The 21,847-nt window shown below is 69.1% G+C and carries 20 protein-coding genes; 13 read left to right on the forward strand and 7 right to left on the reverse strand.

Annotated features, from left to right (window positions below):
• Positions 1-43: 43 nt before the first annotated feature.
• Positions 44-292 (reverse strand): WhiB family transcriptional regulator, encoded by a 249-nt coding sequence (locus tag IM776_RS06270; protein WP_067198513.1) that lies wholly within the window; start codon positions 290-292, stop codon positions 44-46.
• 208 nt (positions 293-500) lie between these two features.
• Between IM776_RS06270 and IM776_RS06275 the strand changes: the two genes are divergently transcribed.
• Positions 501-920, forward strand: coding sequence for a hypothetical protein (locus tag IM776_RS06275; RefSeq protein ID WP_228479949.1), 420 nt, complete (start codon positions 501-503; stop codon positions 918-920).
• Here the strand turns inward: IM776_RS06275 and bcp are convergent, their stop codons facing one another.
• Genes bcp through aroA form a run of 3 tightly spaced genes read right to left on the reverse strand, consistent with a single transcriptional unit; the run spans position 921 to position 3,821 of the window.
• Positions 921-1,397: a thioredoxin-dependent thiol peroxidase gene (bcp, locus tag IM776_RS06280; RefSeq protein ID WP_194422134.1), complete on the reverse strand. Its 477-nt coding sequence runs from the start codon at positions 1,395-1,397 to the stop codon at positions 921-923.
• 19 nt (positions 1,398-1,416) lie between these two features.
• Positions 1,417-2,484 (reverse strand): ribosome small subunit-dependent GTPase A, encoded by a 1,068-nt coding sequence (gene rsgA, locus IM776_RS06285; RefSeq protein WP_194422135.1) that lies wholly within the window; start codon positions 2,482-2,484, stop codon positions 1,417-1,419.
• A complete protein-coding gene (gene aroA, locus IM776_RS06290; RefSeq protein ID WP_194422136.1) occupies positions 2,481-3,821 on the reverse strand; it encodes a 3-phosphoshikimate 1-carboxyvinyltransferase in 1,341 nt (446 codons plus the stop codon). The genes rsgA and aroA overlap by 4 nt, the downstream gene beginning before the upstream one ends.
• 50 nt (positions 3,822-3,871) lie before the next feature.
• On the opposite strand from aroA, the gene IM776_RS06295 reads away from it, so the two are divergent.
• From IM776_RS06295 to IM776_RS06305, 3 genes are read left to right on the forward strand one after another with little or no spacing between them, the layout of a single operon-like run.
• Positions 3,872-4,534, forward strand: a complete 663-nt coding sequence (locus IM776_RS06295) for a sigma-70 family RNA polymerase sigma factor (RefSeq protein WP_194422137.1) — start codon at positions 3,872-3,874, stop codon at positions 4,532-4,534.
• Entirely contained in the window at positions 4,531-4,776 is a 246-nt protein-coding gene (locus IM776_RS06300; protein WP_147037672.1) for a zf-HC2 domain-containing protein, read from the forward strand. Before IM776_RS06295 ends, IM776_RS06300 begins: the two co-directional genes overlap by 4 nt.
• Before the next feature lie 32 nt (positions 4,777-4,808).
• Positions 4,809-6,101, forward strand: coding sequence for a GNAT family N-acetyltransferase (locus IM776_RS06305; protein WP_194422138.1), 1,293 nt, complete (start codon positions 4,809-4,811; stop codon positions 6,099-6,101).
• Positions 6,102-6,137: 36 nt separating this feature from the next.
• Here IM776_RS06305 and IM776_RS06310 read toward each other — a convergent pair whose 3' ends face one another.
• On the reverse strand, positions 6,138-9,824 hold the full coding sequence (locus IM776_RS06310; protein WP_194422139.1) for a multifunctional oxoglutarate decarboxylase/oxoglutarate dehydrogenase thiamine pyrophosphate-binding subunit/dihydrolipoyllysine-residue succinyltransferase subunit: 3,687 nt from the start codon (positions 9,822-9,824) through the stop codon (positions 6,138-6,140).
• A 155-nt stretch (positions 9,825-9,979) separates the two neighbouring features.
• Here IM776_RS06310 and guaB1 point away from each other — a divergent pair, with 155 nt between their 5' ends.
• The 3 genes from guaB1 to IM776_RS06325 all read left to right on the forward strand — a co-directional run bounded on the left by guaB1 (position 9,980) and on the right by IM776_RS06325 (position 13,943).
• Positions 9,980-11,434, forward strand: coding sequence for a GMP reductase (guaB1, locus tag IM776_RS06315; protein WP_194422140.1), 1,455 nt, complete (start codon positions 9,980-9,982; stop codon positions 11,432-11,434).
• A gap of 131 nt (positions 11,435-11,565) precedes the next feature.
• Positions 11,566-12,885: a hemolysin family protein gene (locus IM776_RS06320; RefSeq protein ID WP_194422141.1), complete on the forward strand. Its 1,320-nt coding sequence runs from the start codon at positions 11,566-11,568 to the stop codon at positions 12,883-12,885.
• The gene (locus IM776_RS06325; RefSeq protein WP_194422142.1) at positions 12,882-13,943 is read left to right on the forward strand and encodes a hemolysin family protein; all 1,062 of its coding nucleotides are present in this window, start codon (positions 12,882-12,884) and stop codon (positions 13,941-13,943) included. The genes IM776_RS06320 and IM776_RS06325 overlap by 4 nt, the downstream gene beginning before the upstream one ends.
• Positions 13,944-13,961: 18 nt before the next feature.
• On the opposite strand, the gene IM776_RS06330 is transcribed toward IM776_RS06325, so the two are convergent.
• Positions 13,962-15,029: an NADH:flavin oxidoreductase/NADH oxidase gene (locus IM776_RS06330; RefSeq protein WP_194422143.1), complete on the reverse strand. Its 1,068-nt coding sequence runs from the start codon at positions 15,027-15,029 to the stop codon at positions 13,962-13,964.
• 50 nt (positions 15,030-15,079) lie between these two features.
• Between IM776_RS06330 and IM776_RS06335 the strand changes: the two genes are divergently transcribed.
• Genes IM776_RS06335 through IM776_RS06355 form a run of 5 tightly spaced genes read left to right on the forward strand, consistent with a single transcriptional unit; the run spans position 15,080 to position 19,338 of the window.
• Positions 15,080-15,916 (forward strand): NAD(P)H-hydrate dehydratase, encoded by an 837-nt coding sequence (locus tag IM776_RS06335; RefSeq protein WP_194422144.1) that lies wholly within the window; start codon positions 15,080-15,082, stop codon positions 15,914-15,916.
• Complete coding sequence (locus IM776_RS06340; protein ID WP_194422145.1) at positions 15,913-17,124, forward strand: hypothetical protein; 1,212 nt, start codon at positions 15,913-15,915, stop codon at positions 17,122-17,124. Before IM776_RS06335 ends, IM776_RS06340 begins: the two co-directional genes overlap by 4 nt.
• 8 nt (positions 17,125-17,132) lie before the next feature.
• Positions 17,133-17,450 (forward strand): thiamine-binding protein, encoded by a 318-nt coding sequence (locus IM776_RS06345; protein ID WP_194422146.1) that lies wholly within the window; start codon positions 17,133-17,135, stop codon positions 17,448-17,450.
• Positions 17,451-17,495: 45 nt separating this feature from the next.
• Positions 17,496-18,674, forward strand: coding sequence for an MFS transporter (locus tag IM776_RS06350; protein ID WP_194422535.1), 1,179 nt, complete (start codon positions 17,496-17,498; stop codon positions 18,672-18,674).
• 37 nt (positions 18,675-18,711) lie between these two features.
• Positions 18,712-19,338, forward strand: a complete 627-nt coding sequence (locus tag IM776_RS06355; protein WP_194422147.1) for an NUDIX domain-containing protein — start codon at positions 18,712-18,714, stop codon at positions 19,336-19,338.
• Positions 19,339-19,356: 18 nt separating this feature from the next.
• On the opposite strand, the gene metX is transcribed toward IM776_RS06355, so the two are convergent.
• Positions 19,357-20,565 (reverse strand): homoserine O-acetyltransferase MetX, encoded by a 1,209-nt coding sequence (metX, locus tag IM776_RS06360; RefSeq protein ID WP_194422148.1) that lies wholly within the window; start codon positions 20,563-20,565, stop codon positions 19,357-19,359.
• A gap of 423 nt (positions 20,566-20,988) precedes the next feature.
• Between metX and IM776_RS06365 the strand changes: the two genes are divergently transcribed.
• Positions 20,989-21,771, forward strand: coding sequence for a hypothetical protein (locus IM776_RS06365; protein ID WP_194422149.1), 783 nt, complete (start codon positions 20,989-20,991; stop codon positions 21,769-21,771).
• The last annotated feature ends 76 nt before the right edge of the window (positions 21,772-21,847 follow it).

A 21,847-nucleotide genomic window follows, 5' to 3' on the forward strand; every position in this document is an offset into this window, starting at 1 on the left:
CGTAGCGGGCCGGGCCGAAACCGACCGAGCCGGGAAACCGAGATCAGGAGGCGCGGCGGGCGCGCGCGGCGCGGCGCTTGAGAGCGCGGCGCTCGTCTTCGGAGAGACCGCCCCAGACGCCGGAGTCCTGGCTGGTCTCCAGGGCGTACTGCAGGCAGATCTCGGTCACCGTGCAGGTGGCGCAGACAGACTTCGCCTTCTCGATCTGGTCGACGGCGGGTCCGGTGTTCCCGACGGGGAAGAACAGCTCGGGGTCGACAGTCAGGCAGGCAGCTTTGTCGCGCCAATCCATGGGGGCTCCTCGGTGTGGATGATCGGTGAGCGTTCGCGATGCGAAGGCTCCATTTCGAGCGGCGATAACGGGTACGACGCTCATCAGTAGTGCGAGCGGATGCTCGCCCCACGCCGCTGTGGGAGCACATGACTGTTAACATTGTGTTACAGCTCGGGCGCGAAATCAAGGATTTTGTGCCTACAGATCTGATTCCTCAGGAGGCAGCGTGTCGGATAGCAGTGTGCGTTCACCGGTTCTCGCCACAGCGGCGGCCGTAGTGCTCGCGATCGAGGGCGCAGCGCTGACGATCTTCGCCGTCATCGAGCTGTTCGGGCTGGGAGCGGGGGAGGCGGTCGTGCTGCCGACGGCCGTCGCGCTGATCGTCCTGACCCTCATCGGAGCCGTCGCGCTGTTCGCCTTCGCCTTCGGAACACGCCGAGGACGCACCTGGGCGCGCTCGGGGGCCGTCGTTCTGCAGGTGCTCGCGATCGCGCTCGCGCTGGCATCCTTCAGCGTCCAGCCGGTGCCGTGGATCTTCATCCTCGGGGTCGGGCTGCCCGGCCTCGTCGGGTTCGTGCTGCTGATCGCGGCTTCGCGTCGCGAAGGCAGGGCCGAGACTGCGCCCGAGGTCGAAGCCGAGAGCTGATCAGGCGTCGATGCCGAGCGTCTTGCGCAGCCGTGCGACGTGCCCGGTGGCCTTCACGTTGTACTGCGCCAGCGTGATCACTCCCTGCTCGTCGAGGACGAATGTGGAGCGGATCACACCCTCGACCACCTTGCCGTAGTTCATCTTCTCGCCCCACACGCCGTAGGCGCTGTGCACGGCGTGATCGGGATCGCTGAGCAGGGTGAAGGTGAGGCCGTCGCGGTCGCGGAACTCCGCGAGCTTCGCCGGTTCATCTCGCGAGACGCCGACGACGCGGTAGCCCGCGCCCTGAAGCGACGCGATGCTGTCGCGGAAGTCGCATGCCTGGGTGGTGCATCCCGGCGTCATCGCCGCGGGGTAGAAGTACAGAATCGTCTTCTGTCCACGCAGCTCGGCCAGCGCGACCTGCGTGCCGTCCTGGTCGAGCAGCGAGAAATCGGGGGCAGGGGTACCGGGTTCCAGTCGCAGGTTCGTCACCCCACCAGCCTACTTGTCGCTACCTGTCGGCGGAGCTCTGCTTGTCGGCGAAGGTCTGCAGCAGACGCTGCAGCGAATCCAGACGCGCGAGTTCAGCGGCATTGAGGTCACCGGCCTGCGCGGCCTCGATCAGCGCGCAGTCCGGCGCGTCCGCCAGATGCGTGCAGCCGCGGGGACAGGTCTCTGCGATCTCGGCGAGCTCGGTGAAGGCGGCGAGGATGTTCGCGGGGTCGACGTGGCCGAGACCGAACGATCGCACCCCTGGGGTGTCGATGACCCAGCCGGTGCCGTCCGCGTTCTCGTAGCGGAGCGAGACGGTCGAGGAGGAGGTGTGGCGACCGCGCCCCGTCACCTGGTTCACATGCCCGGTCGCTCGTTCTGCCGAGGGGACCAGCGCGTTCACCAGGGTCGATTTGCCGACGCCGGAGTGCCCCACGAACACGGTCGAGTGCCCGACGAGCGCCTCGCCGATGTCGTCGGTGGGCATCTCCCCTTGCGCGCTCGTGAACACCCGCAGGTCGAGCCCTTCGAAGTGCGCCAGAAACGACGCAGGGTCGGCGAGGTCGGTCTTGGTCACGACGAGAAGGGGGCGGATGCCGGCATCCAGAGCCGCCACGAGGTAGCGGTCGACGAGCCGAGGACGCGGCTCCGGATCGGCGGCCGCGACGACGACGAGCATCTGATCCGCATTCGCGACGATCACGCGCTCGACCTGGTCGGTGTCATCGGCGCTGCGACGCAGCAACGAGGTGCGCGGGGCGGTGCCGACGATCCTGGCGAGGGTGCCCTCAGCGCCCGAGGTGTCGCCGACCACCCTGGCCTGGTCGCCGGTGACGATTGGCGTGCGGCGCAGCTCGCGCGCACGCGTGGTGGTGATGATCCGCTCGTCGTCCGCATCCTCGTCCAGCATGACGCTGTAGCGGCCGCGGTCGACCCCGAGCACCCTGCCGACCTCGGCGTCCTCGTGCGCAGGGCGCCGCTTGGTGCGCGGCCGGTTCGCCTTCGGGTTGGGTCGGGTCCGGATGCTGCTCTCGTCGAACTCCTCGAACTCGTCGTCGAGGTCATCATCCGGGTCGAGCCAGCTCACGCGCCGGTGCCTCCCACCGCTGCGCCGTCCACCATGCGCTCCCACAGCCGGGCGAACTCGGGGAGGGTCTTGGCGGTCGTGCCGATATCGTCGATCACGACGCCGGGCACCCGCAGCCCGATCAGCGCGCCGGTTGTCGCGATCCGGTGGTCGTGGTGCGCAGCCCAAGCCCCGCCGTGCAGCGGGCGGGGGATCACGCGCAGCCCGTCGGACAGTTCCTCGACCTCTCCGCCGAGTGCGGTGAGGTTGCCGATCAGCGCGGCGATACGGTCGGTCTCGTGCATGCGGATGTGCCCGATGCCGCGGATCGTCGTCGGGGCGTCGGCAAAGGCCGCCAGCCCCACGATCGTCGGGGAGAGCTCGCTCGCGGCGGACAGATCCAGTTCGAGGCCGCGGATGCCGTCGCCGGCGCGCACGGTCATCGTGCCGCTGTGCCGTCCGACGTGCGCGCCCATCGCCTGGAGGATGTCGGGCAGCAGCGCACCCGGCTGCGTGGAGTGCAGCGGCCAGCCCGTGATCGAGACCTCGCCGCCGGTGATCATCGCCGCGGCCAGGAACGGCGCTGCGTTGGACAGATCGGGTTCGATGGCGATCTCCTTGGCGCGCGGGACGCCGCCTTCGACCAGCCACTCGCCGGTCGCCGGTCGCTCGATGCGGATGCCGCGACGGCTCAGCGACTCGATGGTCATGTCGATGTGCGGCAGGCTCGGCAGGTGATCGCCGGTGTGCACGAGGTGCAGGCCGACGTCGAAACGGGGAGCGGCGAGCAGGAGACCCGAGACGAACTGGCTGGACGCCGAGGCGTCGATCTCGATGCGTCCGCCGCGGATGCGCCCGTGGCCGCGGATCGTGAACGGCAGCGACCAGGTGCCCTCGTCGTCGATGTCGACGCCGAGATCGCGCAGCGCGGTGATCATGGCGCCCATCGGACGGTGCAGCGCACTTTCGTGAGCGGTCATGTGCACGTCGTGTGCCGCGAGCCCGGCCAGCGGTGCGATGAACCGCATCACGGTACCCGCCTGGCCGCAGTCGATCGTGGTGTCGCCGCGCAGCGGCGCGGGTGTCACGACGAGGTCGGGACCGAACTCGCCGTCGCCGTCGGACTCGTCGATCCCGATGCCGAGCGCGCGGAGGGCCTCGATCATGCGGCGGGAGTCATCCGAGTGCAGCGGAGCGATCAGGCGGCCAGGGCCGTCGGCGATCGCAGCGATCATCAGCTCGCGGTTGGTGAGTGACTTCGAGCCCGGAATGGTCAGCGTCGAGTGCACAGCGCCGGCGGCTGCGGGCGCTGTGTAGGCGCCCGTGGCAGGAGAAGGGGAATACGTCGTGTCGCTCATCGGTTCCAACCTTAGTGAATGGCCCCGAGAACGCTGAGGGAGGAGAGGCGATGATCGCGACGCTGGAACGTCGGCTGGAAGACGTCGTCGGCCTAGACTGGCCGATGATGGATGACACGACACCTGCAGACGCCACAGGCGCCGCTCAGCGCGAGTTCGAGGAACAGGCGATCCCCTTCATGGATCAGCTGTACGCCGCGGCGATGCGCATGACGCGCAATCCCGCCGACGCATCCGATCTCGTGCAGGAGACGTTCGTCAAGGCGTTCGCGTCCTGGTCGTCCTTCACGCAGGGCACGAACCTCAAGGCGTGGCTGTACCGCATCCTGACCAACACGTACATCAACATCTACCGCAAGAAGCAGCGAGAGCCCTTTCAGGGCACGATCGACGAGCTCGAGGACTGGCAGATGGGCGGTGCGGAGTCGACCACGGCCACGCACGGCCGCTCGGCCGAAGCCGAGGCGATCGACCGGATGCCGGCATCCGTCGTCAAGGACGCTCTGCAGCAGGTCCCGGAGGACTTCCGGCTCGCTGTCTACCTGGCGGACGTCGAGGGCTTCGCCTATCAGGAGATCGCCGACATCATGAAGACCCCCATCGGCACCGTGATGAGCCGTCTGCACCGTGGCAGACGGATGCTGCGGGAGCTGCTGGCAGATTATGCCGCGGAGCGGGGAATCACCGCGGCCACCACGAGGAGCACGAAATGACCGATTGCGGCTGCGACAAAGCCCGTCAGGATCTGGAGGAGTACCTCCGCAACGAGGTGTGCAAGACCGAGCACGCGCAGATCCGTGAGCACATCGAGAATTGCCCGTCCTGCCAGGGTGAGGCGCTCGTCGCCAGCACCCTGACCGAGGTCGTGGCGCGCGCGTGCAAGGAGACGGCTCCCGAGGAGCTGCGCGACCAGGTGCTCGCCAAGCTCCGGGCCGCCCAGGTCGCAGCGCACTGACCGGCGTCCGCGCACTCCCATAGGCTGGGAGGATGACCGACGCACGCCGGACCCCCGTCGACCCCGCATCCGCCCAGCGACTGGCAGGCCAGGAGCTGACCTACCGGCTCATCGACACCGGATCGGATGCCGACACCGAGGCGTTCCTCCGCGCCGACGCACGCGGCTTCCTCGGCGAGGAGCCGGCCGCCGACGTCATCGCGGCCGATCGCGCGGGCATCGTCGAGCGGCGCAACGTCGGGGTGTTCGAGACCGAGGCGCCCGTCGGCGCCTGGCCTGTAGCGACGGTGAACTCCTGGATCGCCCCGCTGACCGTGCCCGGCGGCGAGGTCGACATGTGGGCGATCAGCTCCGTGACCGTGTCCGGTACGCACCGCAGGCGCGGGATCGCGCGTGCCCTGCTCGAAGGCGAACTGCGGGCCGCGGCATCCGCCGGTGTTCCCGTCGCGGGGCTCACGGTGTCGGAGGCCACGATCTACGGGCGCTACGGCTTCGCCTCCGCCGTGCCCGTCGCGAAGATGACCGTCGACACCCGGCGCGCAGGGTGGGCGGCGCTCGCGCCCGCCGGCCGCGTCGAGTACATCGAGAAGGACGCGCTGAAGTCCACGCTCGCCGCAGTGCATGACGTCGAGCGCACGCAGCGCGCAGGACAGATCGCCGGGTGGGACCTGCGCTGGGGCCGCATGGCCGCCACAGCTCCCGGGAACACCTCCGCAGCGAAGGTGCGCGGCGTGCGCTATCTCGACGAGCACGGGAACGTGCGCGGCGTCATGGTGTACACGCTGACCGACATCCCCGGCGCGTTCCGATCGGAGATGGCGATCTCGCTGCTGTCGACGGTGACAGCCGATGCACTGACGGCCCTGTGGGGGTTCGCACTGCAGCACGATCTCGTCGACAGGGTGACCGCAGACCTGTGTCCCATCGACGACCCGCTGCCGTGGCTGGTCGCGGATCGCCGCGGGGTCGAGGTCATGGTGCACGACCACGGCTGGCTGCGCGTCCTCGACATCCAGGCCGCGCTGTCGGCGCGCACCTACCGCGCACCTCTGGACATCGTTCTGCGCGTGGACGACGCGCTGGGATTCACCGAAGGCTCTTGGCGCCTGACGATCGCGGACGGTTCGGCCTCGGTCACGCCGGCGGAATCGGGGGCGGCAGACGTCGTTCTCGACATCGGCGCGCTCTCCGCCATCTACGTCGGCGGCGTCAGTGCCGTCCAGCTGCGCGCCGCAGGGCGTCTGGATGCCACGGCAGAGATCGCGGCATCCATCGACGACGCGTTCCGGGCCGCGCAGGCGCCCGTCCTCGGCATCTGGTACTGAGCGCTACCAGACAGCGAAGGACGAGCGCCCGGGCGATCAGCCCAGAGTGAGTGCGCGCCGCAGCAGTTCGGCCTGCTCGACGGCGTGAACCTTTGACGAGCCGGTTGCCGGCGACGCGGACGCCGTACGTGCGACGACTCGGAAACCGCGGTCGCGGACCTTGGCGAACTCGAGGGCGAGGAACGGCCACGCGCCCTGATTCTCGGGCTCGTCCTGCACCCACACCAGTTCGGCGTTCGGGTACGCGTCCGTGATCTTCTTCAGCGCATCCATGGGCGTCGGGTAGAGCTGCTCGAGACGTACGAGGGCGATCTCCGGGTTCGGGTTCTTCTCGAGCTCGCTGCGCAGATCCCAGTGGACCTTGCCGGAGTGCACGAGGACGCGCTTGACGGCATCCCCGGTCAGCTCGCGGTCATCGTCCAGCACCGGCTCGAACCGGCCCTGGGTGAAGTCCTCGACCTTGCTGGTCGCACCGCGCAGACGCAGCATCGCCTTCGGGGTGAACACGATGAGCGGCTTGCGAGGACGCGCGTACGCCTGACGGCGCAGCAGGTGGAAGTGCGATGCCGGGGTCGAGGGTCGCGCGACGATCATGTTCTCCTGCGCGCACAGCTGCAGGAAGCGCTCGATGCGGGCGGACGAGTGGTCGGGTCCCTGGCCCTCGTAGCCGTGGGGGAGCAGCAGGGTGACGCCGGACTGCTGGCCCCACTTCTGCTCTGCGGAGGAGATGTACTCGTCGATCACGGCCTGGGCGGTGTTGGCGAAGTCGCCGAACTGCGCCTCCCACAGCACGAGGGCCTCGGGGGCCTCGACCGAATAGCCGTACTCGTAGCCCATCGCGGCATACTCGCTCAGCAGCGAGTCGTAGATGAAGAAGCGGCCCTGGTTGTCGGACAGGTTCGACAGCGGCAGCCATTCCTGGCCGTTGGCGCGGTCGTGCAGCACGGCGTGACGCTGCACGAACGTGCCTCGCCTGGAATCCTGACCGGCCAGACGCACGGACGTGCCCTCGACGAGCAGCGAACCGAAGGCGAGCAGCTCGCCGAAGCCCCAGTCGATGTTGCCCGAGCGGGTCATCTCGACGCGCTTGTCCAGCAGCTGCTGGATCTTCGGGTGCACGGAGAAGCCCTCCGGCTTGTTCGCGAACGCCTCGCCGATGAGCGTGACGACCTCGGACGAGACGCCTGTGACATCCGGTTCTCCCACAGTCTCGTCCACGGGAGGCAGCTCCGGCGCGATCGGCGTGGCGCCGGTCTCGGCCGCATGCGTCTCGGCGAAGGCGATCTCGAGACGGTTCTGGAAATCCTCCTTCGCCTGGTCGTATTCCTCTTCGGTGATGTCGCCGCGGCCGACGAGAGCCTCGGTGTAGAGCTTGCGGACCGAGCGCTTCGCCTGGATGAGGTCGGTCATCAGCGGCTGTGTCATCGACGGGTCGTCGCCCTCGTTGTGGCCGCGGCGCCGGTAGCAGACCAGGTCGATCACGACGTCGCGGTGGAAGCGCTCGCGGTACTCGAAGGCGAGCTGCGCGACGTGGATGACGGACTCGGGGTCGTCGCCGTTCACATGGAAGATCGGCGCCTGGATCGTTTTGGCGACGTCGGTCGCGTACACGGAGGTGCGGGCATCCGTCGGTGTGGTGGTGAAGCCGACCTGGTTGTTGACGACGACGTGGATGGTGCCGCCGGTGCGGTAGCCCCGCAGTTGGGACATCTGCATGGTCTCGACGACCACGCCCTGGCCGGCGAAGGCCGCGTCACCGTGCACGAGGACCGGCAGCCACGAGAACGTGCCGATGGGCATGCGGTCCTGCTTGGCGCGGACGATACCCTCCAGGACGCCGTCGACCGTCTCGAGGTGCGACGGGTTCGCGGCGAGGTACACGGGCAGCTCGGACTTGTCGTCAGCGACGAAGGTGCCTGCGGTGCCGAGGTGGTACTTCACATCCCCGGAGCCGCGCTGGTTGCCGGGCATCTGCGTACCCTCGAACTCGCGGAACACCTGTCCGTAGGTCTTGCCGGCGATGTTGGTGAGGACGTTGAGGCGGCCGCGGTGGGCCATGCCGATCGCGGCGCCGTCCAGGCCCGCGGTCGCGGCGCCCTGGAGGATCTCGTCGAGCAGCGGGATCAGCGACTCGCCGCCCTCGAGGGAGAAGCGCTTCTGGCCGACGAACTTCGTCTGCAGGAAGGTCTCGAACGCCTCGGCCTCGTTGAGCTTGCGGAGCACCCGGAGCTGCTCGTCGTGCCCAGGCTTCTGGTACTTGACCTCGACCTTCTCCTGGAACCACCGGCGCTGCTCCGGATCCTGGATGTGCATGTACTCGATGCCGAGGGTCCGGCAGTACGAGTCGCGCAGCACGCCGAGGATATCGCGCAGCTTCATGACGCGCTTGCCGCCGAAGCCGCCGGTGACGAACTCGCGGTCCAGATCCCAGAAGGTCAGGCCGTGGCTCTCGATCTCGAGGTCGGGGTGCGAGCGCTGCACGTACTCGAGCGGATCGATGTCGGCCATCAGGTGGCCTCGGACGCGGTAGGAGTTGATGAGCTCCTGCACGCGCGACTGCTTGTCCACGCGCTCGGCGAGGTCGACCGCGATGTCGGCGTTCCAGCGGATCGGCGCGTAGGGGATGCGCAGGGCTGCGAAGATCTCGTCGTAAAAGTCGCGCTGGCCGATCAGCAGTTCGTGGGCCTTCTTGAGGAACTCGCCCGAGCCGGCACCCTGGATGACACGGTGGTCGTAGGTGCTGGTGAGAGTGATGGTCTTGCCGATGCCGAGCTCGGCGAGCGTCTTGGGGCTCGCGCCCTGGAACTCGGCGGGGTACTCGAGGGCCCCGGCGCCGATGATGCAGCCCTGGCCCTTCATCAGGCGTGGCACCGAGTGCACGGTGCCGATGCCGCCGGGGTTCGTGAGCGACACGGTGGTGCCGGCGAAGTCGGCCGCAGTGAGCTTGTTCGCACGGGCGCGGCTGACGAGGTCCTCGTACGCGGCGAGGTACTCGGTGAACGTCAGCGTGTCGGCGTGCTTGATGCTCGGGACCATGAGGGCGCGGGTGCCGTCGGGCTTGGGCAGGTCGATCGCGATACCGAGGTTGACGTGGGCCGGAGCGACGACAGAGGGCTTGCCGTCGATCTCGGCGTAGAAGACGTTCTGGCTCGGGAACTCCTTGAGCGTCTGGATCAGCGCCCAGCCGATGAGGTGCGTGAAGCTGACCTTGCCGCCGCGCGAGCGAGCCATGTGGTTGTTGATGACGATGCGGTTGTCGATCAGCAGCTTCGCCGGGATGGTGCGGACGCTCGTCGCGGTCGGGACCGTGAGCGACTGGTCCATGTTCGCCGCGAGGGTCTTGGTCATGCCGCGCAGCGTCGTGACCTTGTCCTCGTCGGCCGCGGTCTCCTCGGCGGGCTTCGCCTTGGGTGCGGGCTTGGGCGCCTGGGCGGGTATCGGAGCCTGCTTGGCGGGCTTGGCCGTGGTCTTCGCCACCGGCTGAGAGCCGATCACCGGGATGGGCGCAGTGACAGGATGCTGGTCATTCACAGCGCTCGCCGCGGGGGAGGCGTTCGCTGTGGGTGCGGCATCCGGCGTGTAGTTCTCGAGGATCGGCCACCACTCCTTGTCGACGGAGTTGCGATCGGCCTTGAACTGTTCGTACAGTTCGTCTACGAGCCAGGAATTGGCTCCGAAATCCCCGTCGTCCGAACCCCCGACGCCGGCTACCTGGTTGGCCACGCGTTATCGCCCTCTTTCATCGCTGAAGATCGTTCGCGCGCGAGTTCGGGAGGCCCCCGGGTTCGCGCATCCTGCGTTCTAGCCTAACGTGTTCACGCATCGTGGAAGGTGACGTGACGCGCCCGAAGCGCAGTGCGAAAAGATACCGTGGAACCATGAAGTTCGTCAGCGAGCAGCCTGCCGTAGATCTCACGTACTCCGACGTGTTCCTGGTGCCCAGACGATCGGCCATCACGAGCCGCCTCGAGGTCGATCTCGCCCCGCAGGACGGGACGCCCGCGACGATCCCGCTGGTCGCCTCGAACATGAACTCGGTGACCGGCCCGCGGCTCGCAGCGGTTCTCGCGCGGCGCGGCGGTCTCGGCATCCTCCCGCAGGACATGCCGCTGCAGGACCTGGATGCCGCGATCCGCGATGTGAAGGCGCAGCCGGTGGCGTGGGACACGCCGCTCGTGCTCTCCCCGGCGGCGACGGTCGAGGACGCACTGCGGCTGCTGCCGCCGATGAACGGTCACGGCATCGTCGTGGCGGAGGCGTCCGGCGGGGTCGAGGCGTCCGCCGTGCACGGCGTGCTTCCTGCCACGCGACTCGCGACGGCGCTTCCCGACGCGCGACTGGGCGACCTCGTCCACGCCGGGAGCCCCGCGCTGGAGGCGGAGGACGCCGTCGACGCCCGTGCGGCCTTCGACGTGATCACCGAGACAGGAGCCGAGATCGTCACGGTCGTCGATCGCGGGCACCTGGTCGGGACGCTCAGTGCACGCAGCGCCCTGCGCTCCACCCTCTACGTGCCGGCCCTCGACCCGCACGGAAGGCTCGCCGTCGGCGCTGCCATCGGCATCAACGGCGACGTCGCCGCCAAGGCCAGGGCACTCGCAGGCGCAGGCGTCGACGTCCTCGTCATCGACACCGCGCACGGACACCAGGAGGGGATGCTGCGCGCCCTCGCCACGGTGTCGGCGCTGAACCTCGGCATCCCGCTCGTGGCGGGCAACATCGTCACCGCCGACGGCGTCGACGACCTGGTGGACGCCGGTGCGACGATCCTCAAGGTCGGCGTGGGCCCCGGTGCGATGTGCACCACGCGAATGATGACGGCTGTCGGGCGGCCGCAGTTCTCGGCCGTGCTGGAGACCGCGGAAGCCGCGCGCGCGGCAGGCGCCCATGTGTGGGCCGACGGCGGAGTGCGGTACCCGCGCGACGTCGCCCTCGCGCTCGCGGCGGGTGCGGCATCCGTCATGATCGGCTCCTGGTTCGCCGGCACGATCGAGGCGCCGGGGCAGCTGCAGAGGGATGCCGAAGGGCGCATCTTCAAGGAATCCTGGGGAATGGCTTCGACCAAGGCCGTGCAAGCCAGGTTCGGGCGTCTCGATGCATACGACCGGGCGCGCAAGGAGCTGTTCGCCGAGGGGATCTCCTCATCGAAGATCTATCTCGACCCGCTGCGGCCCGGTGTCGAGGATCTGCTCGACATGATCACCTCCGGCGTGCGCTCGTCGTTCACCTACGCCGGTGCGGCATCCGTGCCGGAGTTCCACGAGCGGGCCCTCGTCGGCCGGCAGTCCGCCGCCGGCTACGAAGAGGGCAAGGCCCTCCCCGTCAGCTGGTAGCCCAGAACTCACAGCGAAAACAGCAGAGTGCGGGCCGCGATTCTGTAGAATCGATCCACTATGGACGACCCTCCCAGTTGTAGTACCTCGCCCCACTGCCCGCGCTGCCACTCCGAGGAGGGGAGCGTCTGATGGACTACGTCATGTTGGGCGTGGGGCTCCTGCTCACGGTGGGAACGGGCCTGTTCGTCGCGAGCGAGTTCGCGCTCGTCAATCTTGACCGCGCTGAACTCGAAGCGCGACAGGCACGCGGCGAATCGCGGCTGTCGCTGACGATCAGTGCCCTGAAGCACACCTCCACCCATCTGTCGTCCGCGCAGCTCGGCATCACGCTGACCACGCTGCTGACCGGTTACACCATGGAGCCCGCCCTCTCGAACCTGCTGAGTCCTGTGCTCACCGGGTGGGGGATATCCGAGACCGCGGTCGGGCCGATCGCGACCGTCGTGGCGATGGTGGTCGCGACGGTGCTCTCCATGATCCTCGGCGAGCTCGTGCCGAAGAACTTCGCCCTGGCGCTCCCGCGCCATACTGCCAAGCTCGTCATCCCGTTCCAGATCGCGTTCACCACGGTGTTCAAGCCCGCGATCCTGCTCCTCAACGGCAGCGCGAACGGCATTCTCCGCTCCGTCGGGATCGAGCCCAAGGAGGAGCTCTCCGGGGCGCGCACGGCCGAGGAGCTCTCCTCCCTCGTCCGCCGGTCCGCGAGCGCCGGCGTGCTCGAGGCCGACACGGCGTCACTCCTCGATCGCACCCTGACCTTCGCCAGGCTCTCCGCAGACGACGTGATGACGCCGCGTCCGAGCATGCACGCGATCGCGGCGGGCGACTCCGCCGAGGACGTCATCCAGCTCGCCCGCCGCACCGGGCACAGCCGGTTCCCCGTCTACGACGACGACCTCGATGACATCACCGGCGTCGTCCATCTCAAGGCCGCCGTTTCCGTTCCCCGCGAGCGACGCGGCGAGGTGCCCGTCGGTGCGCTGTCGACCGAACCGCTGCGCGTTCCGGAGACCCTGCACCTCGATGTGCTGATCTCCGAGCTGCGCGCCAAGGGCTACCAGCTCGCGGTCGTCGTCGACGAATACGGCGGCACCGCCGGCATCGTCACTCTGGAAGATCTCGTGGAGGAGATCGTCGGCGAGGTGTCCGATGAGCACGACCGCAGCCGCGCGGGCGTCGTCCGAGGCCGCGACTCGATCACCTTCCCGGGCGAGCTGCGCCCTGACGAGCTGCGCAGCCGCACCGGGGTCCACGTGCCAGAAGGAGATGTGTACGACACCGTGGGCGGCTACATCATGAGCGTGCTCGAGCGCGTGCCAGCGACGGGCGACGAGGTCGCCCTCGACTCGGGCGTACTGCAGGTCGTCCGCATGGACGGCCGCCGCGTCGACCGCATCCGCTACACGCCGGAGCCGGTCGATGTCGCGAACGAGGAGGTGACCCGATGAGCGACTGGATGGGAATCGTCTGGCTCGTGATCCTGCTCGTCGCGAACGCCTTCTTCGTCGGTGCCGAGTTCGCCGTGATCTCGGCCCGCCGTTCACAGATCGAGCCGAGGGCGGAACAGGGCTCCCGGGCGGCGAAGACCGCCCTGTTCGCGATGGAGCACGCGACGCTCATGCTCGCGACCTCGCAGCTCGGCATCACGATCTGCTCGCTGCTGATCCTGAACGTGTCCGAGCCCGCGATCCACCACCTCCTCGGCATCCCGATGCACGCACTCGGGTGGGCCGAACCCGTCGTCGACGTCACCGGGTTCGTCATCGCGCTCGTCCTGGTCTCGTACCTGCACGTCGTTTTCGGCGAGATGGTGCCGAAGAACCTCGCGTTCTCGGTGCCGGACCGGGCGGTGCTGATCCTTGCGCCGCCACTGGTGTGGGTCTCGAAGGTGTTCCACCCGGTGATCTGGGTTCTCAACGCTGCGGCCAACGGCGTGCTGCGCCTGTTCCGCGTCGAGCCGAAGAACGAGGCGGCATCCACCTTCACGATCGACGAGGTGGCGACGATCGTCAACCAGTCTCGTCGCGAAGGCGTGCTGACGGACACGTCGGGCGCCGTCGCCAAGGCCGTCGAGTTCACCGACAAGAAGGCGCGGGACGTCGCCGTGTCACTGGGCGATCTCGTCACCCTGCCGCAGACGACCACTCCGGACGACATCGAACGTGCGGTGGCCCGCTACGGATTCTCCCGCTACGTGATCGTGGACGACGAGAGCACCCCGCTGGGCTACGTGCACCTGAAGGACATCCTCAGAGCGTCGGAAGGGGAGGACGCCGCCTCGAAGACGGTTGCGCCGATCCCGCCCAAGCGCATTCACCACATGGTGCCGGTGCAGGAGGACACCGACCTCGAGGACGCGCTCGCGCTCATGCGGCGCGCCGGTCGCCACCTGGCGAAGGTGCGCAACGCGCAGGGGGAGACCACCGCCGTGCTGTTCCTCGAGGACATCCTCGAAGAACTCGTCGGCGAGGTTCAGGATGCCACCAGAAGGGTGCACGGCCGGTAGACGGCGGCCGCCGCGGGATCAGCGCCAGCGTGCGCGCAGGTACTGCGGCGGCCAGTTCGTCTCTGCGCCGAGTTCGTGTGCGGCGCGCAGCCCGAAGTGCGGGTCGCGCAGCCACTCCCGTCCGGCGAAGATCGCGTCCGCCGCGCCTTCGGTGAGCACCTGCTCGGCCTGTTCGGCGGCGGTGATGAGTCCGACCGCGCTGACGGGCACCCGGCCGGTCTTCCGCACGGTCGCGGCCAGCGGCACCTGATAACCCGGGTGCACGTCGATCCGCTGGTGCGCCACCAGGCCGCCGCTGGAGACGTCGATCAGGTCGGCGCCGTGCGTGATGGCCCACTCCGAGACCTGCGCGGCTTCGGAAGCGGCGAATCCGCCGTCGGCGTGGTCGGTTGCGGAGATGCGGACGAACACGGGCACTCCGGCTCCTGCGACGGCGCGCACCTCGTCGATCACGCGCAGCAGCAGGCGGGCGCGGTTCGCAAGCGATCCGCCGTACTCGTCAGTCCGCTGATTCGACAGCGGCGAGAGGAACTGATGCAGCAGGTACCCGTGAGCGCCGTGCAGCTCGAGCACGTCGAACCCGGCATCCACCGCTCGCCGTGCCGCGGCGGCGAAGCCGTCCACGACGCGCTCGATGCCGGCGGCATCCACGGCTGCGGGCTCGGCGAAGCCCTCGAAGGCGATCGCCGAAGGCGCGACCGTCTGCCATCCGCCGTCCGCCTCGGGAACCGAGCCGCGCTCATCGGCCCACGGCCACCAGGTCGAGGCCTTGCGTCCGGCGTGGGCGAGCTGGATGCCGGCGAGCGCGCCGCGGTGGTGGATGGCCTGCACGATCGGCGCCCAGGCGTCGCGCTGCTCGTCGTTCCAGATGCCGGTGTCCCGTGGGGAGATGCGTCCCTCGGGCACGACGCTGGTCGCTTCGGCCACGATGAGGCCCGCCCCGCCCGATGCGAATTGGGTCAGATGCGCGTGGTGCCATTCCTGCACGAAGCCGTCCACGGCGCTGTACATGCACATCGGCGAGACCCACAGGCGGTTCGGGAAGGTGACGGAGCGGATGCTGAGCGGGGAGAAGAGAAGACTCACCCTTCGACCGTAGTGCCGCCGTCGGCCGGTCGGCGCGCTAGCGTTGACTCATGGTCGACGTCCGCGAATGGTCCCGTGCGGACACCGTGCCGCTGCTGCGCGTGCCGACGGCGTCCGACGACAAGTACTCGCGCGGCGTGGTCGCCATCCGCACCGGATCGGATGCGTATCCCGGAGCCGCCGTGCTCGGCGTCGAGGCGGCGTGGCGCACCGGCGCGGGATTCGTCCGGTACGTCGGCGGGGGCAGAGCAGCGGATGCCGTGATCGCCCGCCGCCCGGAGACGGTCGCCGCACCCGACATCGGGCGCACGCGTGTCGGGGCCTGGGTGATCGGATCCGGAACGGACTCCGCGCACCGCGCCTGGGACGAGGAGCGAGCGCTGCATGAGGTCCTTACCGGCGGCACACCCGTCGTCGTCGACGCCGGCGCGCTCGATCTGGCACCTCGCGCCGCCGCGCCGCTGGTGGTCACGCCCCATGCCGGCGAGTTCGCGCGGCTGCGCGAGAGGATGAGCCTGTCGCCCGAGGGCGGCGGAGACCGCGCCGCGGATGCCGCCGAAGTCGCCGCAGCGCTCGCCGCGGTCGTCCTCCTCAAGGGGGCGCCGACGATCATCGCCGCTCCCGACGGCTCTGTCCGGAGCGTCACAGGGGCGCCGTCGTGGCTGGCCACGGCGGGAACCGGCGACGTGCTCGCCGGGATGCTGGGCGCGCTGATCGCATCGAATCCGGAATCGTCCCTCGCGGATGTCGCCGCATCCGCCGCCTGGCTCCACGGCCATGCCGCCGCGATGGCCTCCGGCGTGCAAGATGGCGCTCCGGGGCATCCGATCGTCGCCCTCGATCTCGCTCGTGCGATCCCGGCCGCGATCGAGGACCTGCTGTCGTGAAGCTCCGCGTCGCCGGCCTGTGGGCCGCCTTCCTCGCCGCGCACGTGCTCGTCGCCTGGCTCGGCTGGGTGTACCCGACCCAGCCCATGGGCGACGTCGTACTGGTCTATCAGCCGTGGTCCGCCTCGGCGCTCAGCGGCGGAGCGATCGTCGGCATCACCGAGTCGTGGGTGTACCCGCAGCCCGCGCTGCTCCCCATGCTCCTCACGCAGCTGCTCGCCTGGCCCCTGAACGGCCTGGTCGGCACGACGGGCGCGTATCTGATCGGCTGGGCCGTGCTGGTCACGGCGCTGGATGCCGCAGGCCTCGGCGTGCTCGTCGGTCGCACCGGCACCGCCGCACGGCGTTCTGCCGGCTGGTTCTGGACCGCGGCGATGCTGCTGTTCGGACCGATCGCGATGTATCGCATCGACGCGGTGACCGTGCCGCTGGCCGTGATCGGCGGATGCTGGCTCGTCAGACGCCCCGCCGTCGCCGCAGCGGTGCTCACCTTCGCCGCGTGGGTGAAGATCTGGCCGGGCGCGCTCATCGTCGCGGCCGTGGCCGCTGCGCGCACGCGGATGCGGATTCTGCTCGCATTCCTCGCGACGAGCGCCCTGATCGTCGTCCTGCTGTTCCTGCTCGGCGCGGACCGCCACCTGTTCGGCTTCATCTTCGAGCAGACCGGGCGCGGGCTGCAGATCGAAGCGGTCGCCGCGACGCCGTTCATGTGGATGGCGGCGGCGGGCGCGGCATCCATCGACTACAGCTTCGAGATCCTCACCTTCCAGATCGGCGCCCCCGGAGTCGACGTGCTCTCGATGCTGCTGACCCCGCTCATGGCCGGCGCCGCGATCGGCGTGCTGATCCTCGGCGCGGTGAAAGCGTCGCGCGGCGCATCCTTCCCGCGGCTGTTCCCACCGCTCGCGCTGACGCTGGTCACCGTGCTCATCGTGACGAACAAGGTCGGCTCGCCGCAGTTCCAGACCTGGCTGATCGCGCCGGTGATCCTGTGGATCATCTTCGACCGCACCCGCGCCGGGATTCCCGCGGCCCTCGTGCTCGTGCTCGCCGGTCTCACCTGCCTCGTCTATCCGCTGACCTATGACGGGCTGCTGCGCGCTGAACCCGTGCCGATCCTGCTGCTGACCGCGCGCAACGCGCTCGTGATCGTACTGCTCGTCGTCGCCGTGCGCGCGCTCGTTCGCGTACCCATCAAGAGAAACTGAGGAACACCATGCTCATCGCCTTCTCCGTCGCACCGTCGGGTACCGGAAACACCGACGGCTCCGTGCACGACGCCGTCGCCGCCGCCGTCAAGGTGGTCCGTGAATGCGGGCTGCCGCACCGAACGACCAGCATGTTCACCGAGATCGAGGGCCCCGACTGGGACACCGTGATGGATGTGGTCAAGCGCGCCACCGAGGCCGTCATGCCGTTCGGCTCCCGGGTGTCGCTCGTGCTCAAGGCCGACATCCGCCCCGGCTACGCGGGTGAGCTCGACGCCAAGATCGACCGCCTCGAGGCGGCGATCGGGGATGCCGAAGCGCAGTAGCATGGTCGGGTGAACCACTCCTCGACCAGGTCGAGGGGTGCGGCGATGATGGCGCTCCTCTCTCTCGCCATCGGCTCCTTCGGCATCGGCATGACCGAGTTCGTCATCATGGGCCTCCTGCCCGACATCGCGCGCGACCTGCGTCCCGACCTCTGGGCCGCCTCGCCCGAGGATGCGATCGGCCAGACCGGCATCCTCGTCTCGCTATACGCGCTCGGCGTCGTGATCGGCGCTCCGACGATCGCGGGCCTGGTCGCACGATTCCCTCGGCACCGGGTCATGATTGCCCTGGCGATCGCGCTCACCGTCTTCAACGCGCTGACTGTGATCCTGCCGACCTTCGAGCTCGTCGGCGCGTCACGCCTGCTGGCGGGGCTGCCGCACGGAGCATACTTCGGCATCGGCGCGCTGGTCGCTGCCGACGTGCTCGGCCCCGGTAAGCGCGCCCAGGGCGTCGCGTTCATCCTCACCGGACTCACGATCGCCAACGTCGTCGGTGTACCGCTGGGCACTTTCCTCGGGCAGCAGTGGGGCTGGCGCACTGCCTTCCTGGTCGTCACGATCGTCTTCGCCGCCGCGACCGTGTGCATCGCCGCTTTCGTGCCGAAGCATCCCGGCGAACCGGGTCGCACGCTGCGGTCCGAACTCGGCGTGTTCCGAGTCGGACAGGTCTGGCTCACGCTCGGGGTCGGAGCGATCGGCTTCGGCGGGTTCTTCGCCGTCTACAGTTACGTCGCTCCTCTCGTCACCGATGTCGCCGGCTCGCCGGCGTGGGCGGTGCCGATCGTGCTGGTCATCGTCGGTCTCGGGATGACGGTCGGCAATCTGCTCGGCGGCTACATGGCCGATCGCGACCTGCGCCGGACGCTGCTGGTGGGCATGAGCGGGCTGGCCGTGGTTCTCGCGCTGCTGGCGCTGCTGTCGTCGCAGGTCATCCTCCTGGCCGTGCTCGCCTTCGGCGTCGGGCTGGTGTCGTCGGTGCTGAGCCCGGCGATCCAGACGCGGCTGATGGACGTTGCGGGCGACAACCAGTCCATCGCCGCCGCGATGAACCACTCGGCGCTGAACATCGGCAACAGCCTGGGCGCCTTCCTCGGCGGGGTGGTGATCTCGCTCGGCTGGGGCTTCACGGCGCCGGCGTGGGTGGGAGCGGCGCTCGCGCTGGTCGGACTCGGGATCACCGTGATCGCGTACCGCGCCGAGCCGGTGGCCGTCGCCGCCTGAACCATCCGTCCGGTCGACGGGCGAATAGGGTGAGGGCATGGATGCGACGATGCTCGTGGGCGGAACGGCCGTGCTGGTGCGCGAGGGCGACGACGGCCTGGAGACGCTGCTGATCCGCCGCCCCGACCGCGGGTCGTTCGCCAGTGCATGGGTGTTCCCCGGCGGTGTCGTCGAAGACGTGGATGTCGTTCCGGGCGAGAGCGAGGAGCACGTCGCCGCTCGTGCCGCCGCCCGCGAGTGCGCGGAGGAGGTGGGACTGCGACCGGAGGGCCTGCACGTGCTGTCGTGCTGGGTCCCGCCCGCAGAGGCGCCCAAGCGGGTGCGGACGTGGTTCTACCTGGCTGGTGCGCACAGAGACGTGCTGCGACTCGCGCCCGATGAGGTTCTCGATGCCCAGTGGCTCACGCCGGCCGAGGCGCTCCGCCGCCATGCCGCTGGCGAAGCGATCCTGTTCCCGCCGACCTGGGTCACGCTGGATTGGCTCGAAGGCAGGACGACGATCGACGAGGCGCTGGCTGCGGCATCCGTCCTCGAACTGTACGAGACGCATCTCATCGGCGGCGGCGTGTTCGTGTGGGGCGGCGATGCGGAGCATCCCAAGGGAGGCGGCGGTCGTCACCGCATCGACACCTCGGTGCTGCCCTGGCAGTACGCGCGCGACTGAGCCGCGTGGATCGGGTGATCAGGCGTCGAGCAGGCGGCGCAGGTGCGTGCCCACGGCATTCGTCTCGATGAGGAAGCCGTCGTGCCCGAAATCGCTGGTGAGCACGACCGCCTGATCACCGTCGATCGTGTTCGGGATGCTGCGCGCGATGCGATGCTGCCCATCGATCGGGAACAGCCGGTCGGTGTCGATGCCGAGCACGAGCGTCGTGGCCGTGACGGACTGCAGCGCCGTCTCGACGCCGCCGCGGTCGCGGCCCACATCGTGAGAGTTCATGGCCTCGACGAGCGTGAGATAGCTGTTCGCGTCGAAGCGGCGGGTGAACTTGTTGCCGTGGAAGTCGAGGTACGACTCGACCGCGAAGCGTCCGCCGCGGCCGAGAGGGGAGACCTCGGACTGCCAGGAGCGCTGGAAGCGCTGGTTCAGCTCGATCGGGCTGCGGTAGTTCAGCAGCGCCATGCGGCGGGCGAGGGCGAGGCCGCGGTGCGGGCCCTCGCCGACGCTCTGGTCGTAGTACTCGCCGCCTTGGAAGCGCGGGTCGATGCGGATCGCCTCCAACTGCACCGAGTTGAGCGCGATCTGGTCGGCGGTGTTCACCGGGGGAGAGGACAGCACGGCGAGGCGCTCGACGCGCTCGGGGTGGGTGACGGCCCACTCCAGTGCGTGCATCCCGCCCATCGATCCGCCGACGACGCCCGCCCAGCGCTCGATGCCGAGCGCGTCGGCAAGACGCACCTGCGAGGCCACCTGGTCGCGCACGGTCAGATACGGGAAGCGCGACGCCCACTCGTAGCCGTCCGGGGCGATGCTCGCGGGGCCGGTCGAGCCCTGGCATCCGCCGAGCATGTTCGGCGCGATGACGAACCAGCGGTCGGTGTCGAGCGGGGCGCCTGGTCCGACGATGTCCTCCCACCAGCCGGCCGTCGGGTGACCTGGGCCGGCGTCGCCGCGCAGGTGGCTGTCTCCGGTGAGCGCGTGCAGCACGAGGATCGCGTTGTCGCGGGCGGCGTTGAGCTCGCCCCACGACTCGTAGGCGATGCGGATGCTGGGCAGCTCCTGTCCGCTCTCGGTGCGGAAGGCGCCGAACGAGGCGAACTCCCGGGCGCCGGCGGGGTCGCCGTCACGCCACGCCCCGGTGACGGGAGGACGGGCGCGGAGCAGACGAGCATCGGCCTCGGTCACGCGCGCCGATGGCACGGTGTCCTCCGAGGTGCTCTGCCAGTCCATGCCTCCATTCTCGCCTGCCCGCAGCGCCGGGCGCCCAACGTTACGTGGCGGCTTGCTCACTGCTCCACAGGCTCGTCGTTCCGGTTCCTCCCGCTCCGCACACCGTTGAGAGGAGGAAATTGCCGGTTCCCAGTGCGCTTGGCCGACAACTTCCTCCTTTGATCGGCGCAGTAGGCGGCATCCGCGAGTCGTCGTCCACAGGTGCCGAGCCGCGCCCACTCTCCACGGATCGTGCGGTGGTGGGAATCGCGCCACGGGTGACCACGCGAACATGGGCGGATGAGACGTCGAGCACCCCTTGCTCGCCACCTGGGCGAGCGGTTCACCACTGCCGCGGCAGCAGCTGCGGGAGTAGGCCGTTCCCGGCGCGATGCACCCGATCTCGATCGTCCGTACTACGGTGTTCGGGCGAGGGAGGCACCGGTGGAGTTCCGTGACTTCGTCGACTGCTATCGAGCCCGTCTGAAGCCAGGCCAGCGATACGGCGGGCGCACCGCGATGCGGTTGTGGGGGTTGCCGCATCCGGAGAGATGGACGTCAACGGAACCGCTCGAGATCATGGTGCCGGCGGACGCGGCGCCGGTGCGCACCGCAGGGGTGAAGGCGCGACGACTCGCGGCTGAACGGGCGGAGACGCGGATCCTCACGGGTGTGCCTGTCGTCGACCCGGTCGCGGCTCTGTTCGGCTGTGCGACCGAACTGACCGTGGACCAGGCGGTGATCGTCATCGACGCGCTGATCAGCACGGCTTCCAACTACCCCGACCTCGGCCCCGGGCGGCCGATGAGCAACCTGCCGGAGGTGGAGGACAGGCTGCGTAGCTGGGGCAGGTTCCCCGGCTGCGCCACGATCCGCGCCGCCCTGCTACAGGCTCGAGAACGCGTGGAGTCGCCGAAGGAGACCGAGACCAGACTGCTGATCCTCGCATCGGGTTTGCCTGAGCCGGTGGTGCAGTTCGACGTTCGAGACGGTGGACGCTTCATCGCCCGAGTCGATCTGGCATATCCGCATCTGCGGATCGCGATCGAATACGAGGGCGACGGACACCGCGTCGACAAGGAGCAGTGGCGCACGGACATCCGGCGTCAGCGTGATCTCGAGGATCGGGGCTGGATCGTGATCCGACTGACCGAGGGGGACCTTGCCGACGGCGGCCTCGCGTTCCTGACCCGCGTCCGTCGGGTGATCGCGCTCCGCTCACAGTGACGAAAGGAGGAAGTTGCCGCCTCTCGAACGAGATGACCGGCAACTTCCTCCTCTGGTGAAGCTCGAGGCGAGCGCG

Origin of the sequence: Microbacterium abyssi, assembly GCF_015277895.1 — a bacterium.
Taxonomy (GTDB): Bacteria; Actinomycetota; Actinomycetes; order Actinomycetales; family Microbacteriaceae; genus Microbacterium; species Microbacterium abyssi.